The 17,795-nt window shown below is 38.3% G+C and carries 13 protein-coding genes; 12 read left to right on the top strand and 1 reads right to left on the bottom strand.

What is annotated here, in order from left to right:
* Positions 1-34: 34 nt before the first annotated feature.
* On the bottom strand, positions 35-604 hold the full coding sequence (locus FGL72_RS03660) for a hypothetical protein (RefSeq protein WP_146992672.1): 570 nt from the start codon (positions 602-604) through the stop codon (positions 35-37).
* Between the two features lie 326 nt (positions 605-930).
* On the opposite strand from FGL72_RS03660, the gene FGL72_RS03655 reads away from it, so the two are divergent.
* From FGL72_RS03655 to FGL72_RS03595, 12 genes are all read left to right on the top strand, one after another.
* Complete coding sequence (locus tag FGL72_RS03655) at positions 931-1,320, top strand: hypothetical protein (RefSeq protein ID WP_146992670.1); 390 nt, start codon at positions 931-933, stop codon at positions 1,318-1,320.
* Between the two features lie 14 nt (positions 1,321-1,334).
* A complete protein-coding gene (locus FGL72_RS03650; protein ID WP_146992668.1) occupies positions 1,335-3,470 on the top strand; it encodes an AAA family ATPase in 2,136 nt (711 codons plus the stop codon).
* Between the two features lie 14 nt (positions 3,471-3,484).
* On the top strand, positions 3,485-4,336 hold the full coding sequence (locus tag FGL72_RS03645; RefSeq protein ID WP_146992665.1) for a class A sortase: 852 nt from the start codon (positions 3,485-3,487) through the stop codon (positions 4,334-4,336).
* A 13-nt stretch (positions 4,337-4,349) separates the two neighbouring features.
* On the top strand, positions 4,350-7,232 hold the full coding sequence (locus FGL72_RS03640; RefSeq protein ID WP_146992664.1) for an SspB-related isopeptide-forming adhesin: 2,883 nt from the start codon (positions 4,350-4,352) through the stop codon (positions 7,230-7,232).
* Positions 7,233-7,942: 710 nt separating this feature from the next.
* Positions 7,943-8,968, top strand: a complete 1,026-nt coding sequence (locus FGL72_RS03635; RefSeq protein WP_146992662.1) for an IS30 family transposase — start codon at positions 7,943-7,945, stop codon at positions 8,966-8,968.
* 1,064 nt (positions 8,969-10,032) lie between these two features.
* Positions 10,033-10,686: a hypothetical protein gene (locus FGL72_RS03630; protein ID WP_146955619.1), complete on the top strand. Its 654-nt coding sequence runs from the start codon at positions 10,033-10,035 to the stop codon at positions 10,684-10,686.
* Positions 10,687-10,816: 130 nt separating this feature from the next.
* On the top strand, positions 10,817-11,611 hold the full coding sequence (locus FGL72_RS03625) for a hypothetical protein (protein ID WP_146955620.1): 795 nt from the start codon (positions 10,817-10,819) through the stop codon (positions 11,609-11,611).
* Positions 11,612-12,115: 504 nt separating this feature from the next.
* Entirely contained in the window at positions 12,116-13,060 is a 945-nt protein-coding gene (locus tag FGL72_RS03615; protein WP_243130160.1) for a YdcF family protein, read from the top strand.
* A gap of 22 nt (positions 13,061-13,082) precedes the next feature.
* Positions 13,083-13,481, top strand: a complete 399-nt coding sequence (locus tag FGL72_RS03610; RefSeq protein WP_146955623.1) for a DUF1093 domain-containing protein — start codon at positions 13,083-13,085, stop codon at positions 13,479-13,481.
* Positions 13,482-13,623: 142 nt separating this feature from the next.
* Positions 13,624-15,768 (top strand): aggregation substance precursor, encoded by a 2,145-nt coding sequence (locus FGL72_RS03605; protein WP_146992657.1) that lies wholly within the window; start codon positions 13,624-13,626, stop codon positions 15,766-15,768.
* An 88-nt stretch (positions 15,769-15,856) separates the two neighbouring features.
* On the top strand, positions 15,857-16,813 hold the full coding sequence (gene uasX, locus FGL72_RS03600) for a serine-rich aggregation substance UasX (RefSeq protein WP_146955625.1): 957 nt from the start codon (positions 15,857-15,859) through the stop codon (positions 16,811-16,813).
* Between the two features lie 30 nt (positions 16,814-16,843).
* Complete coding sequence (locus tag FGL72_RS03595; RefSeq protein ID WP_146955626.1) at positions 16,844-17,791, top strand: conjugal transfer protein; 948 nt, start codon at positions 16,844-16,846, stop codon at positions 17,789-17,791.
* Positions 17,792-17,795: the final 4 nt, after the last annotated feature.

The following is a 17,795-nucleotide window of genomic DNA, read 5'->3' as shown; positions in this document are numbered from 1 at the left end:
ACTTGTCGTCTATGGTGCATTATTTTCAAGTGATTTAAGAGGCAAAATATCTCATAGAGAAAATCACAATAAAGAAAATGACCGTAAATAACCATTCATAAATAATTCGTCTTTGTACACTTCCTGAGAAAACAGGAATACAAATTAAGGTAAATGGTATAACGGTGAACCCGAAAGACAAAAGAGATAAAGTATGTGAGCTGGCATTTTGTAATTGATTAAGTAAAACGCCAATACTTTTTTGGAAATTTATTGCAAAATTGCCGATTAAAAAATGAATGTCTGTTATTTTACCACCAGAAGCATTTGGTTCTTGAAATTTAATCCATAAGCTCATTATTATAACTGCGGAGAAGGAAGATAGTGTGCTGCTGAGGAAAGCTGATAATACTCCTAATAATCTTTTGATTTCAAAATGACCGTCTAATAGTGTTTGAGTAGTCGAAAATAAAATCATTGTCACAATAGGATAAAGGAATAGTAAGGTGAGATATTTTTCAAACTGATCTGGGTACTTTGACAAAACAACCCAGAATAGGACTTCAGTCACCAATATTGCTAGAATTGTAATGATTGATTTATTTTTTAAGGTGAATTTTGACATGAAAAAAGCTCCTATCCACCGATGTGATAAGAGCTAATTAAATCATTTCAATTTGTATTTTATAGTATTATTAGTTATACTATACATACAAATTAAAAATTATTTTTAGCTCGATGTGTTCCAGCTCGCCAAAGTAGGAACGACACATCGGGTTTTTTTATTTATACTCATTATAACTTAAATAGTTTTTAATCTCAAAGCTCGTCCAATTGGATGGGCTTTTTGGTTTGCCTCAGGAAAAACCATTTACCTTTATGACAATTTTTTGATTCTTGTTATTCTGTGCGTGTGTTGATAACACAACAAAAAAAAGGAGGACTTTTTGAATGAAAAAGTCAAATGCACATAACAAGTTTCTATGGGAGCGTCGTCCGATTTCACGCTTGCAACAAACATTAGCGGGATTGGTTGCTTCATCACCAATGTGGCTGCCGACTGTTGCCTCAGCGGACATTGGTGATGCTGCCAAAACAAGTGGTTCAAAGGTCATCACAATTCTTTATATTGTGTTGATCGTTGTTGGCGCTGTTGCCTTGCTCTGGGCGTTTATCCTGCGTTCAACAGGTAATGAACAGATGGCACAAAAAAGTAACAGTAAGCTAATGCACGCCTTATTTGGTATTGGTGGCGGCGCCTTAACTGGCCTATTACTGACTTGGATTTGGCAAACTGCTACAACTGCTGGTGGCGGAAACGTCATCAACTGGCCATTCTAAGCAGGGGGTGAGAGATGTTTGGAAAGAAAAAACAAACTAGTATCGGTGATCCATTTTTTGCCCGCGTTGAACAAACTGAAATTAATCTCAATGATGAGGTGATTCAAGACCTGGCAGAAAAAAGTGGAGTAAGTGAAAGCTGGCCGAATGTATCACTGTCAGGGCTACAACAATTCGCTGCTGGTTTAGTCAATGATGTGGTGCGGGCAGGTGATCATGATGTTCGTTTAGGCAATGTCGTCTACTTTATCACTAACGAAAAAGGTCGTGCTGAGCCAACCGGATTAAGTTGGGAAAGAGCGGTACTAACAGCAGGGTTTGAAAACATTGTTGTTAGTACCGCTGATCATATTTTCAACGACACAGAAATTCGTCAAGATGAAGATATGACTTATGACATTATTGTTGAAGCCCTACAACCGCTGATGGATGCCGTGCTTGCAGATGGTAGTCTGTCATCAGATGATTTGCCAGATTTACCTTCTGAGGAACAGTTTAGACAAGCGCGTGAAACTGGTGAAGTGTTAGCAATTGAGCCACGTAAGTTTGCACACAACGTGGCGACGAACACGCCCTCAGTTTTTGGCAGCTCATCAGCAGATAAAAGTACGCTTGACGAAGATGTCGATCCATTCGCTGCAAATGTACCGAGGGACGTCGCCCCAAAGAATCCACAATCCGAGCAGCCTGCAAGTGGTGAAATCGTGAAACCAATTGTTCAAGCTGTTGTTCCGACTCAAGACAACTCAGAGGGTGTCATGACCGAAAATGATCCCACACAGAAGTTAATTGATCGTGTCAACCTGGCACCAAATGCATTTGAGATGAGTGATGTCAAAGCTGATTTACCTGCGGAACACCCCGATTACGTGGTTAGTCGTTTGAACGAAGACAAAGCCAAAGCAAATGACTTTTTGAATGATACCAGCAACATTTACACGCAAAAGATACGCAAAGCGATGTCCGACTTGTTGAAACAACAACAAGCAAAGACGAAAGCAGCAGTTGAACAGTTACGTGACACTAATGTTTCTGAGACCGTTGATGCACAAATGAAAGAAGAACGGGCAACAGAGTTTGAAACCCGTTATGCGCAAGCACATCAAGCTCGTGAAGCAGGTTATCGCACGGCTGTGGAAGATGAGAATGCGCGTCATGATAATACACTCAAAACGCTCAAGAGTGACTTTGTAAGCGACTTAGAGGCTTTGAAAGTATCTGTTAATCAAGAGCTGGATAACTGGTTTATAGAACGTTCTAAAGACTTGCAAAGTAATCTTCAAGCCACAGTGGACGATCAAGTCTCAGAAGTGACGTCACAAGCGCAAACAGAGACGCTAACCAGTCTTAAAGCTTTGCGTGATGAGTTATTAGCTCAAAACACACAATCCTTGCTAGACATGCATCAAAAGCTGGAAGAAGACATCAGTAATAAGAGGGCACAATATCAATCAGAGCATGAAAAAGCAATGATCAGTGCCACTGAGTTAGAAAGTGCTAAAACGCATGCTGGTAACCTCAGTGAACTTGAGCAACAAGTCCAGATTTTGAAGCAAACTAATCTAAACCTCGAGCAACAATTAAAAGGTAAAGATGCTGTCAATAATGATGAGGTCTCTCAACTCAAACGACAGTTACAAATGCTTCAAAATACCCCCAAAACAACATCACATGATGAAACTAATCAACAATTGATGACTTTGTTAGCAGCGCAAATGAAACAGCCTCAACCGCAAGCAAAGCCTGTCAAGGGTTGGCAAACAGCAACGATTGCTGCCTTGGCCGTTTTGGCGATTGGTGGTGCTGGCTTTGGTGGTTATGCGATGGCACAACACAAAACCGATGCCACTGCACAATCATCAAAAGCGGTCTCTGCGAGTAGTCACAACGAAGGCAACGCAACCGTAACCTTAGCACCAGAATCATCTGAGGCTAGTTCTTCTTCAAAGGTAAGTGCTTCAAGTAGTCAATCAAGCTCATCTAGCTCACAAGCTAACAGTTCTTCTACATTAGCTGACCGCTATCATGTCGGTGAAGACGTGCAGGCCACAATCAACGGTCAACAGGTTACAGCTCAGGTCGTGTCTGTTAAAGACAAAGCCATCACAGTTCATTACGATGGCTACGATTACACTGTGCCGGTTAACTAAGTGGAGGCACTAATATGGCGATTAATTTAGAACAAGTTAAAAAACGTCAGGTTCCTGCGCCAAAGACTGTAAAACGTCACAAACGGCATCCTATACTGTCAACGTTTCTGTTTGCCGTGATGAGTATTTTGATTGTCACTGGCGCCGTCATTTATGGTAATCACCCGCAATGGCGAACCGCCCAACAGGTGAAGAAACTAAGTGCCAATCACAGTAAGCAGGCCGTTGTCACTGCAGATAAAGTCAATTCTGTTGCAAAACAAAAAGGTGTGACACCTGATTATACTGGAACGGGTGGTTTGACCACTACAGCCAAACTTCTGAAAATGGCTAAAAGTGATCAAGCAGAAATTCTACGTGGCCATGTGGCCATGCCGAGTTTCAAAATTCGTGAAGCGGTCTATGAAGGTACCAGTAATCATGTTTTGGCAATTGGGGCTGGTATGAATGCACCTAACCTTAAATTTGGACAAGGTGTAGTACCAATTTTTGCTCACAACATGGGCGACTACAATTCTCCATACGGGGCAACTAAGTTTAGCGCTTTACAGAATATGACTGAAAAGACGGCCCTTGGGAAACCCATATACCTTTCTGATGGCAAAACAGTTTACACCTATAAAGCAACCCAATTGGCTTATGGCATGCCTGTTGGACAGATGAATCAATCCTTAACCGTTGCCAACACTGGCAAAGCTAAAGTGAAATTGATTGCTTGTCTAGAAGACCAGGAATTTTGGGCACAAGTCAAAAAAAGCAATTATACCAATTACACCGCCAAAAAGCGTATCGTTTTGACGGGTGAATTGGTTAATGAGCAACCTTTGTCATCCATAGATGGCAATTTACAACAACAATTAAAGTAAAGAGAGAATATTTATGACACACAACATTAAACACAAGAAAAAACTGATCACTGCTGGGGCAGTGGCATTGTCTACTGTGGCAATTATGGGCCTATCACATCCTTTTGATGGTCAAGCCAAAGCTGATGACACCACCACTTCTAGCAAACAGCAGGGTCTTGAAGTCAGCGTGAAGCATGATGAACTCAACAAGGCGATTGCGGCGGCGAAAGAAGCAGGTGTATCTGTTACAAAAAATGCTACTAAAAGCCAAACAGTGTTAGCGAGTGCTTCAGATAAGACGCAAGATAGTATCTTAGCTGATTATCAAAGTCAAACTGATAAAATCAACGCTATCGTGAAGAAGCAACAAGCGTTGAATGTTCAGTACGATAAAGATAAGGCCACTTATGATGAGGCTAAAGCGCAGTATGATAAGGATAAAGCACAGTATGATACGGACAGTGCTGATTATGAAACTGCAGAAGCTAAATATCAAAAAGACCTGGCTGCCTATACAACGGCTAAGGCTGAATATGATACAAAGAAAGCCCAATACGACAAGGATCTGGCACAGTATAAGTTAGATAAAGCGCAATATGATACTGATGAAGCGCAATATAAGAAGGATGTAGCCGAATATAAAGAGAAAATAGCTGAATTAACTACTGATCATCAACAATCTGGCACATTTAGTCTTAATAATTATTATGGTGGTTTTTTCCAGGGTAAGCTAGCGTATACCTATACTTACCATTATGATGAAACTGAAAAGGTCATCAAAGTCACTAAGGTGAGTTTGGATTACACGAAACAAGACCCGTCACATTTTGGAAACGGATTCTGGGATACCTTAATCGTTCAAAATCCTAATTCTACAATCCCGCAAGATCAAGCTAAAGGCGAAATTAATTATGGTGCTGATCTAACGTTGACTGGTTCGTCTATCTATGACACTGTAAAAGACTCTAAGTATGGTGTTAATCTATTTATTTCGCACAATAACAAAACGGATGAATATTATACTAAAAAGACATTGACCAACGGTGTTCCCTATAATGCGTTAAATAATAATAATGGTACGTGGACATTGGGACGTATTATCACTCGTAACCGCCAAGGTAATTCTACCGCCGGTGATTATAATGAATATGCAAAATGGATAGAGTTATCACCGCTTGCAAAAATTGACGTACCAGTGGCACCAACTAAACCTAAAGAACCAACCGAGCCAACTGCGCCTACTGCACCAACGAAACCAACTGAGCCTACAAAGCCAACTGCACCAACTAAGCCTACAGCACCAACTAAGCCTACGGCACTGACGGTTAGCTACAACCTAAACAAGTTGTACGTCACACCGGAAAATAGTAAGGATGTTGATGAAGGCGAAAATGCTGGCGATAAGGAAGGTTCAGACAACGATAAAGTGGTCAACAAGGGTGATAAGCTGACCTATTCATTGAAAGCTAGCGACTTGCCGGCTAACCGCGTTGATGACATTACCAGTCTCAAATATGTTGATCCATTGCCTGACGGTGTGACGTACAAGTCAGCGAAGGCTTATAGCGCCGATGGCAAGACGGATATGTCAGACAAGTTCACGATTAAGTATGATGAAAAGTCACACACTGTTACGGCAACAGCGACAGCAGAATACTTGGCCGAGTTAAACAAGGACAAGTCTAAGGCTGCTGCATTGCCAATTGTCGATGTGTATGTTGAAGCTGACGAGGGTAATGTCAAGTTTGAGAACAGTTATCAATTGATTCTCAACGATAGTACAACTGAATCGAACAAGGTTCACAACTCAACCGTGACAGTCAAACCCGTCAAGGACGTTGACGTTGGCACGAATGATGGTAACAAAGAAGGCAGTGATGATGGCAAGACCGTTGTCAAAGGACAAGACCTAACTTACTCATTGACGTCAAGTGCATTGCCAGCCAATCGCGCTTATGATGTGACCGTCTTTAAGTACGTGGATAAGTTGCCAAAGGATGTGACTTACACGTCTGGTAAAGTGTTAAGTGCTGATGGTAAGACGGATATTTCCGATAATTTCACGATCACCTACGACGAAAAGACGCACACCGTAACTTATCAAGCTAATGACGAGTATTTGGCTGAAATGAACAAGGACAAGACCAAAGCCTTTGCTAAGCCAATCGCTGATGTCTACGTTACAGCCAATGCAGACAACGTGACTTTCACTAATACCTTCACTGAGACTATCAATCAAGATAGTAATGACTCAAAAGAGGTGACAAATAATACTCCAGCTGTGGCACCTATAAAAAAAGATCTAGACGCTGATGGTAACGACATCAACGGTCAGGAAGTTAAGCCTGGGGCAACAATGAATTATCAATTGACTTGGGATTTAAAGGGTATTAAAGACGCCTCAATTTCAGATGATGTGTTAGCAAAGGAATTGTCGTTCTCAGATGATTATGACGAAACTAAGCTCAATATTACGGCCTCGACGAAGACGGACTTCACTTTGATTGATAGTACAACGAAGAAGTCTGTAGCGAGTGAAGTAACACTCACATGGGACGAGAAGAAGGGTATGTGGATTGTTACACCAAATGACGTTCAGGCCTTCCTCAAGGCGCATGGGGGTCATGAAATCATCATTACCTTCAAGCCAGTCGTCAAGGATGACGCTACTGGTACGTTGACTAATACGGCCGTTCAAACTAATTTCGGACAGACTTATAAGACGGATACAGTGAAGAATAATATCACTGAAAATCCTAAGCCTGCTGAGCCAAAGACACCTGCAACACCAAACACAGGCTTTGGTGAAGCGCCTAAAGGACTTTTGTACGGTAGTATTGCAGCACTAACATTGCTTGGAATAACAGCAATCAAGTTCCGCAAAATAATCGTTAAAAAGCTTTTCCGTAAATAAATACATTAACAGTGCCTGAGGGCATTGTTTTTTTGTTTTGTCCTTATCAAGCGATAAAATAATAAACAATAACACTTGTTTTGTTCTTCACAAGGTGGTATATTTAAAGTGTTCAGATGGGGGTCTTGACATGTGATATTGATAGTCTGTTTTCCTAAATATATCATTTCTTTTTTGAAATTTATCATGTCTCACTTCATACATTTAACAATATTGCATGGCCTCTCAGAACATTTTTCCTAAGTTAAACAGTGAATCTTTACTTCAGATTGACTGCGCAAATAGAGCCGTCATTTGATGGCTTTTTTGTGTGTGCTTATGAACAAGCACGCTTGTCAAGCCAGACGAACACATCAAATAGATGACGATTACATAAAATCATTTGCACGATATTATTAGAAAATATAGATACATGATTTAGGTAAAAGCAAGTCTATTATCTATATCAATATACGTATACACATCAATATAAGATAAACATATTGATGAGTATGTTAGCGTATATACTTGTAACTATATGCATGTATATATACGTGCATATAGTTACATCATACTTGCTAATATACACACGTATATAAATAAACCATAACAGTCTTCAAACGCTGATACCAAGCTATTTGCGCAGTTGTTCACTTTTGTTTTTCTTAACATTTTAACTATTGACCGAATGTCAATTTTATAGTCTTATTGAGAGAAGGAATAATTGCCACATGACTAAAAAGAATCCCAAATCCAAATACGCACGTTTAGACTTTAGTGAGCGTATTACGATTAAAAATATGATTGATGCGGGTAAGACCAATGCGGAAATTGCTCGCAAGCTAAACCGACCTCGAGCTACCATTACACATGAATTGCAGCGTAATGCGCGTGTCATGACCTGGCGTGGCAAAAAGAAAATATTGCGCCATACATACGAACCTGTGCAAGCGACTAGACGTGCTGAGTATTACCAATCAAAGTCGCATCGTTCACAGCCTAAAATTACACCTAAAAAACGCGAAAAGATAGATTACTATCTCAAAACGAAACATTGGTCGCCAGAACAAATTGCAAATGGTGTGCCACGAATTGGTGTTTGCACACGGACAATCTATAACTGGATACTTAATCGCAACCTGAGTGCGACATTAAATGATTTACCGCTTAAAGGCAAAAGACGCAGGCATCTAAGGGCAAAACCAGTTAATCCAGAACATAAACGGATGATGATTGAAACGCGTTCAATTCACAACCGTCCAGAAGTCATCAATAATCGCTCAACATTTGGTCATTGGGAAATTGATGGGGTGATGAGTCCTCAAGATTCCCAATCTTTCGTAATCACATTTGTAGAGCGAAAAACACGTTTTATGGTTGGTGTCAAAGCAAAGAGTAAGAACTCAGAAGATGTCAAAACAGCCATAGATACCTTCATGTCAAGATTTGAGAACGTTTGTGACAGTATCACATGTGATCGTGGCTCAGAATTCACCAGTAGTTTATTTATTTACAGCATTGAAGATACGTACGGCAAAAAGTTATATTACGCTGATCCACAATCACCAGGTCAACGTGGTACAAACGAACGCATGAATCGTGAATTAAGGCGTGTATTTCCTGCTGGTTATGACTTTACTAAGATTACCCAACGTAAGCTTCAAAACGCCATTCAGGACATCAACGAGCGTCCTAGAAATGTGCTCAGGTTCAAAACACCTGAAAAAGTCTTTACTAAGCGAATCATGGCAGCTTAATTATCATTAAATGCTAAATATCGCTAATTGTTAAGACAGTTCAAAGTCAATAGCTTTGGGCTGCATTTTTGCGTATAATAATAACCAGATAAACACGAATTAAGTGCTTGATTGGCTTAAAAAAGTCAAAATGGCAAGGCAAAAACTAAATATGCGACCAAAATCAGAAATAAATTATGGTAACTAAACTTTAGAACTGCAAAACCAAAAATAGCACTAAAACAGTCTTTGTAATCAGATTGTAAAGAAATCCGCTATCGCAACAACGACAACGGATTAGCCAAATTAAAAACAATTTTTTTAGATTATTTGTTACTTTAGGGGTTGACCGGAGTATGTAAAATTATAAGCATAAGGTTTGATATGGAAGTTGAAATACCTCTGTAACATACCTTGTGCTTATTATTTTGTAGAAAAGGCTTATATTATTAAGAAAACCTAAAGAACACAAAATAAGCACAAAAAAAGACCAGCCAATGGCTAGTCAATTTGTACATTGAAAACTTAATATTGATTGACACATAGTTAATGCCCCACCACGGTTATTAAATAGTGCAGAATATAATGTTTCAATACATTTATTATACTGTATTTTTGAAAAGTGTTCAATCCGGAGACTGTAAACAGTAAGAGAGAAAAGTCTAGAAAAATTGAGTTAGTCACAATTTCCGCTCCGATATCAAAAATACAACATGTCGAGAAATGTAAAGTGCTAGATTGCATTTCGGAAATGGGCAGAGCCTAAGAGTGTTGCTTGAATGTCCTACTTATGAAGTAGGCGACTTTAAAACATTTGAGAATTTAGCATAGTTAATCATAAGGACGGATATAGTCAAAATAGAATTATATCCCGTGAATTAGAAAACGTTAGTAAATATTTATTGTATATTTTTACAAACAGTATTGATATTAGCAAAATCAGGCATTTCTGTTTTTGCTTTTTTGATTATAAAATTCTTTATTTTCGATTGTTCGTGAACATTATTCGGAGATAATAGAATTTTTATTATTTAGTTTATTTGTTAGGGCAGGTTTTATGATATATTGATAATGAGGTGGCTGACTTGGTTAATATTGCATTGCACTTTTGGGAATTTATACATCCTATAATATCTTATATTTTAAAACAAACTACGCTTGTTAGTTTAATTGCTATTTACGTTGGAAGTAAAAATGTGGCAAAGCAAATTAGAATATCACGACAGCCACTATTAGTATTCAAAATACAAGATGCAGAAATTAATAATGAAGCGAAGAATATTGACGGAGAATCTCAGTTGGTTGAAAATGTAGGCGTAAATACTGCGGTCAATGTAAATATTTTTAGATGTTTTTTAGATATAACCCAAGAGTCTTTTTGGTACAAACATATACACGAACATCTTCCTAACTTTATAAAGAAACGAAATAACAAAAATCAATATCCATTTGCAACAGTGACTTTGGAAAAAAGCCTAGGAACTATAAAAGCTGATGGGCAAAAAAATATTGGTTTATTGCCATATTCAAGTAGTTATGAAATTTTTATTGTACAGTATCAAGATATGCTAGGTAACTATTATCAAACATTAATGCGCCCACAAAATGGTAGGGGAGATTTTGAAAAAGTAGTTCCTCCAAAAAAAATCTGTTCAAGAAATAGAATTGAAAATACGTTTATTGGACACACTGAGAAATTTAGGCTGTCACGCTTTTTGAAAAATGGTTACAACATATAGTTAGGTTTAAGAACTATATAATTATTTTCAATGCTTAAATTCAAACACAATATGCATTCCACATTAAAAAACACAGAAATCAAATGATTTTTGTGTTTTATTTTATAAAAGAAAGTAGAGGATTTACATTATGGTTAATAAGTTTGGTAGTTTATCACTACAAGGAAAAAGTATCGGAAAGCTCACATTTGCTGGGCGTAATTTAGTTGGTGCTAATGCTGATGTGGCAGTGGCAATGTTGAATGTGAACAACACATTGAACACTGAAAATGTTACACCACAGGCTGGCTTTGATTTTAGTATGCCTTTTGGCACAGCGTTGAAACTGATTGATGCAAAAATTATTGCTGGTACTGCTCGCAGTAACCAAAGAAATGGCGCTCGTGTTGCCACTAAGACAGGAACTTTGTTACCTATGTCTGATGCTAAAACAGACACTTTGCCAGAAGAAGAATATGATGCTGTATTCGTATCAGGTAAAGACAAGACACCACATGGACGTGTGCGTAGTGCTGATGCGTTTGATAGTCATGATTTAGTTTTGTTTAGGGTTACACCTAATTATAAAACTGATAATCGTGGCGAAGTTGCCCGTGATGATTATGATGAACCAATTATTTCAAATTATCAGTTCAACTTTATCCAACAAAGCAAGTCAGGCGATGTTGGCAATGATGATAACATTGTCCGTATTTTGGTTGACCCAGCAGAAAGTGAACGCTTGCAAGCTGGTTTGAAGCCGGGGGACAAGTTAGTGCCACAAGGTTTGAAGTTTGCATTTGCTGGTAATGATGCCACTGATTGGACAGTGTATGCTGACACGTTAGTTGCACTTGATGAAAAGGCAACCGAAAAGGCAACCGAAAAGCCAGCATCAAATCAAAGTAAGACAACGACTAATCAAGCTGACAAAGCAAAAGGTTAATAGCATCATAATATAGTAGAAAGGTTAAAGGCCGATTAAACAATTGGTCTTTTTTAGTTGTTACAATGGCACAAAAAATGATTTATTTTGGCTTTATGTTTGGAGTTTGGCTCGTCTATATTGGGTCTATGCTCCCTATATTTTTACTCTTTATGAGTTTGGGTCAATCGCTACATGTTGCTATGGCTGTTGCTAGTGTGCTGACCTTTTTATTTATTATCGTTCAAAGAACCTTTACAGAGTTACATGTAATCAATCACACAATAACATAAACTCTTGTCATCAAAAAATTTTAAGAAATTTTGAGCAATAGTTTCTGCTTTTTTTGTAAAAACCTCTTTCATGCTACAATTGTAGTTAAGTAAGAGAGGGGATTCATTTATTATGGGCAATATTTTTGATAACTATTTTAGTTATTCTATATTTTTTATTGCCGCATCAGCTGTGATGTCGTCAATAACTTTTCTTCTAATCAAGAAAAACCGTTATAGACTTCTGTGTGGTATGGCAACCATTGCAACCATTTTTAGTTATTTTGTCTCACTATCTATTATTGTTCTCCAGATCAATAACAAAGTGTTGACTTATGTCTATTTGGCTGTGTTGGTATTGATTTTCATACCCATTTTTTTATTGACATTTTTAAGCGCATTCTTGTTTATATGGAATGGCATCATAGTTTGGCGGCGTGAAAGTCATTCAATTGGAAACATGCTAACTTTAATTATTGGCATTTTACTGCTACTAATTCCAGTTGTCTTCAGTATGTTGAATAGATATATTCCAAACAACAAAATTATTGATTTTGTGGAGAATGTTTCATACGGTTTTCAAAATTATTTACTTTTTTGGGTTTTGACATTTCTTGCATCTTATGTGATTACAAAAGTGGTTCGTCCAAAATTTAATAAAGAATATGCTATTATTTTGGGATCCGGTTTGATTAATGGTGATACGGTTTCACCATTGCTCGGCTCAAGAATCATGGTAGCTGCTAACTTCAAAAATCAACAATTCAAGAAAAATAAAATGCCTATGAAATTAATTATGTCTGGTGGCCAAGGGCGAGATGAGTTGTTGGCCGAAGCTGAAGCTATGAGAGAATATGCAATTAATCACGGGGTGCCAAAATCTGATATTCTAGTAGAAAATCAATCAAAAAATACTTATCAAAATATGCTTTTTTCTAAACAAGTTGTTGAAGAAAATGGATTTGATTTACAAAAAGGGATTTTTGCAACAAATGATTACCATGTTTTTAGAGCAGCGGGTTTTGCACATTTAGTTGGCTTGAATATCGATGGTATAGGCTCTAAAACAAGTAACTATTTTTTGCCTAATGCATTAATTCGTGAATATATAGCAATTCTTTCTAATCACAAAAAATTTCATATAGCTTTTATGCTAATCATTGTGATTATTAATATATTGTCCATATTTATCTCTTAGAATACAGGAGGAAAAATATAAAATGAAAAAAGTCAGTTTAATCATTGCAAGTCTATTGACAATAAGTTTAGTTATTGGCCTAGCAATTCAGGTCAGAAATTATTATGACAACACCTATGCAGCGTCCAAGGCGTATACTAGGGCGCCCGTAAAAGTTCCTAATCGTGAAGAAACAAAAGACGACACGGGCAAGGTAATTAAAGGATCATACAGTTATCAGTATCATTTTGAATTTGTGACCGCTGATGGTACTAAAAAAAGCATTTCTTTTGAGCTATCAGGAGAAAATGTCAAACCATTTAAACCAGGCGAATTTTTGGAAGCGGAAGTATCGAACACTAGAGTTTTATATGGTCCAACTGCCATTAAACAAAATAAAGTACCAAAATCAGTGTTAAAAAAGATTTCAGTAATTGAATAAAATTTACAGACATTACTCTGTGAAAATGAAAAGTTTCCATTCGGAGGCTTTTTTTTTTGAAACTACACGATTGTGTTAGAAATACTTTATAAGGAAGGGAAAGAAAGGCTACCTAATATGTAGTCTTTTTATTTAGAAAATTATGGAAAATGTAAAAAAATATAAGTTGTACAAGTCAGATAAGTTGTGGGTAATCGGAGCTGTTGCAGTAACTGCTGTTGCTGTGAGTGCTAATATCACACATGTCAGTGCTGATACTGTTTCAAATGCTGATGCACATGCTGTTAAAACCACTGATGCCACGCAAAATGACAAGCAAGTTCAATTAACTGCTTCATCAACTGGTACAGCTACGGACAAAGCGACAACTGATGATGCCACTAAATCTGCAACTGTTTCTTCAACTGCTGAAAAAAGCACAGTGCCAACAACTGCCGGTTCAAGTGTGACACAAGACCAAGCAAAAGATGCGGTCGATAAAGCACAAGATACTGTTAAGAGTGGTGCAGACACCGCTTCAAAAGCTGGTGTTGATGTGACGACTGGTAAGACAACTGATGTCACAATCAATGATGACAACGCTTCATCAAAAACAAATGAAGTCTTATCAGATTTGAATAAGCAAGACCAAGCGGTTAAAGATGCCACGGCAAAACAACAAGCAAACGATCAGGCTTATCAAACGGCAACTACTGAACAAACAGATGCCACTAAGCAAGGTCAAGCTGATTTGGACAATGCCACATCAGACCTTGATAAACAAGTTGATACTACTGAAAAAGCTGGTATCAAAGTCAACGTTGAAGTCGCTCAATCTTCACCCGAATATAAGGACTTGTCGGGACTAGAGGGACAAGATTTGTTAGATGCAATGGCTTATAACATTAACTTGTATAAACAAGCAATCGCAGACGGTGTGGCAAGTGAAAAAGCTGATACTGAAACATTGGCTAAATTGACGGCTGAATACCAACAAAAGCAAGCTGATTACGCCAAAGCTAATGCAGACCGTGATGAAGCGGTTGAAAAAGGACAATCAGATTTGAACAATGCGACATTAGACCTTGATAAGCAAGTTGAAGCAAGCAAAAATGCTGGACTTGATGTTAGTGTTGAAGTTTCAAAAGTTTCGCCAAAGTACAAAGATTTGACTGGCTTAGAGGATCAAGATTTATTAGATGCAATGGCTTATAACCTTGATTTGTACAACAAAGCAGTAGCTAGTGGTGTGGCAAGTGAAAAAGCCGATACTGAAACATTGGCTAAATTGACGGCTGAATATCAAAAGCAAGTGGCTGACTATGAAGCACAAAAGGCAGCGGTTGATAAGGCAAATGCTGATAAAAAAGCAGCCTATGAAAAAGCGCTTGAAGACTATATGAATGGGACTAACCATACGACAAGCATGACAGCCCAAACGCAAACTGATGCGTCATCTGGTCAATATCAAACCTTTATGAATGCCACTGTTGACCAAACAACAGGCGAATTCACATTGGAACACGATATGAACGACGGTGTACACATCATTGGTCATGGTGTTTTGAAAGGTAAAATCAATTGGAAGATTGTTTCAAATGGTGACGGCACAGAAACCGTGACGATTTCATCAATTGAATTGTATTCATATACGTATACCAATGCTTATCAAAACCAAGCGGTTAACCAAAATATCAATTTCCACGTCTATGACAATGACGGCAACGAACTATTTTCGGTTTACCATGACGGCAATACGACATTCTCAAAAACAATCAATAAGACTGCGCAAATTAACAAAACATTCAAAATCTCACCAAATGAGACTAGTCCCCTAACACAGGTTTTGGTTGTTGATGATAACTGGATATGGAATACACACGGTCAAGTATCAACGCAAATTAAGAATACTAATGTAGCGCCAAAGGCACCAACTTATGAGCAAGACCCTGTGAAGCCTACGGCACCGAAAGCAACAGTACATCATGTACAAGTTGTCGCACCTGCTAAAGGTCAAGAGCCTGCTGTACCAGTTGCTAGTGTTAAAAAGGTAACGGTTGCGGATATGCCAAATGCTGATAAGCCACAACCACAAAAGGTTGCAGTGCATTATTACAACATTAAGAAAACACCAAAGGTTGAAAAGACAGCCACACCCGAAACGCCAAAGGCAGTTGAAACGGCAAGTATTTTGCCAACAACGCATGCTAATGAAAATCAGGGTGGCGTTTTGTTAAGTGCATTGGCAGGGTTAGCTAGTCTTGGTTTGGCTTTTGGTATCTCAAAAAAAGGTAAAAAGCAAAACTAATTTAAAAATTGATCTCGTGACGTTATCACAGAATATAACCAAATGGGGTGTGAAGCCCAATCAATAAAATTGTTAGGAGACAATAAACATGTTGCAAAAACAACTTTTAATCGCTGGGTCTGTTTTAGGGGCTTTAGCATTAGGTCATCAAGCAGTTAGTGCTGATACTGTACCAACAACTGATACTAGTACAGCACAATCAGTACAAGCAACTGCTAAGGTGTTGCCACAAGTTAAGGCGGTTGTCTTAAGTGCTACAACTGATGTTGTGAGTGATGCCAATTCTAACGTAGATGACGGTACGACAGTGGGTGATGGTGGTACATCAACAGATGACGGTACCAGTGTTGATAACGGTGGTTCTGGTTCTTCAACTGATGACGGCGGTGGTTCTTCATCTACTGATAACGGTTCCGATGTTGATAATGGTGGTTCCGGTTCTTCAACTGATGACGGTAGTGGTTCTTCATCTACTGATGATGGTACCAGTGTTGATAATGGTGGTTCTGGTTCCTCAACAGAAGACGGTAATAGTTCGTCAACTGATAATGGTGGTTCAAGTTCATCAGAGGACAATGATAGTTCAAGTTCTTCATCAGATAACAATGGTTCTTCATCAAATGGTGGCGGTACGGATAGTTCAACGACTGGTGACAATGGGGCATCAAGCGAAGATAATACCGTGCCACTGACACCAACTACACCTGATACAAACAATCAAGGCGAAGTCAATCATGTCAAGCCAGTTGAAGTAACACCTGATAATTCTGGTAATGTTGTTGATGTGCCAACACAAGTTGCTAGTGTACCTAGCGTTGCTCGTGCAGTTGAAGCCTATAATCAAGCGCTAACTGCTAATGACAAAGATGCGACAAAGGCACCAGTTGTTGAAGCTAAGCAAAAACTTGATGATGCCGTAGCTAAGGCATTGCCATTAACACATGCCACAGAAAAGTCATCTATGGGTGGTAATGGCATCTTAGCATTGGCAGTGTCTGGTTTAGTTGCTTTGGGTGGTTTGATTTACAAGCGTAAGCATCTATAATGGTTTAAAAATAGCGAAAGGGGGTGTGAAATGCGTGGTCTCCCAAAACTCAAAGTGAATTTTGAGTATGAAAAAAAGCAAAAGGAAAAAGCAGTAAAAATACCTAAAGCTCACACAATGAATTTAGGTAAGGTACGTAAGATAGTTCTATTATTTCTAATAGGGCTTTTTATTTACTTTAGTTATGTATTGGTACTTGCTAATGCGATCGCTCAAAAGAATAAAACGTTGCGTGCAACGGTCACAACTTTAAGCAAAAAATTGGATAAAGCAAGTGCTGGTACAACCAGTTACAACCCTGTTGTCGGACAATATCTTGCCAACTTTTTGACACTTTATTATGCTTCATCAGATAGTAACGCTGATAGTCGTTCGCAACAATTAAGTAAATATTTGGCGAGTAATATCACACTACCTAACAACGTTGGCAATTCCAAAATGAAGTTAGATAGTGCTAAATTAAATGGCATCTTCACTGTGGATAGTGTCAAAACAGCACAGTATAGCTTGGTGGTTGAAGCGGACGGCAAACAAAGTGATATGACGGTTAATGTACCGTATGCGCAGGAAAATGAAAAACTAACCGTGATTGGTTTGCCTTATGTTGCCAACACAATTGATAGTGTCGGACACATAGGGACTGCAAGATTTGATAAAACTGGTAAGACAATCAACGATAGTGAAGTCACGGCAAAAGTCGTTAAGTTTACCAAACAATTTGCACAAAAATATGTATCATCTTCAACTAAAGATATGTCAATGTTAATGTCCGACCCTGTGGGGTTAAATGGTGCTGTTGACCTTGTGACGTTAGATGATAGTAGTATCAAAGTAACAGGCACAAGTGAAAAGCCAGTTGTGACAGCGACAATGACGGTTCAAGTTCATGGTACAAACATTATGCAAGTACAGACAATTAGGTTAGATTTGAAGAAACAATCATCAACCTATTTTGTCACTAAATTTGTACAAGCATAGAAAG

The organism is Leuconostoc citreum (genome assembly GCF_007954785.1).
GTDB lineage: Bacteria > Bacillota > Bacilli > Lactobacillales > Lactobacillaceae > Leuconostoc > Leuconostoc citreum.
The sequence above is the reverse complement of the archived record's forward strand: the minus strand, read 5'-3'. Positions and strand labels throughout refer to the sequence as shown.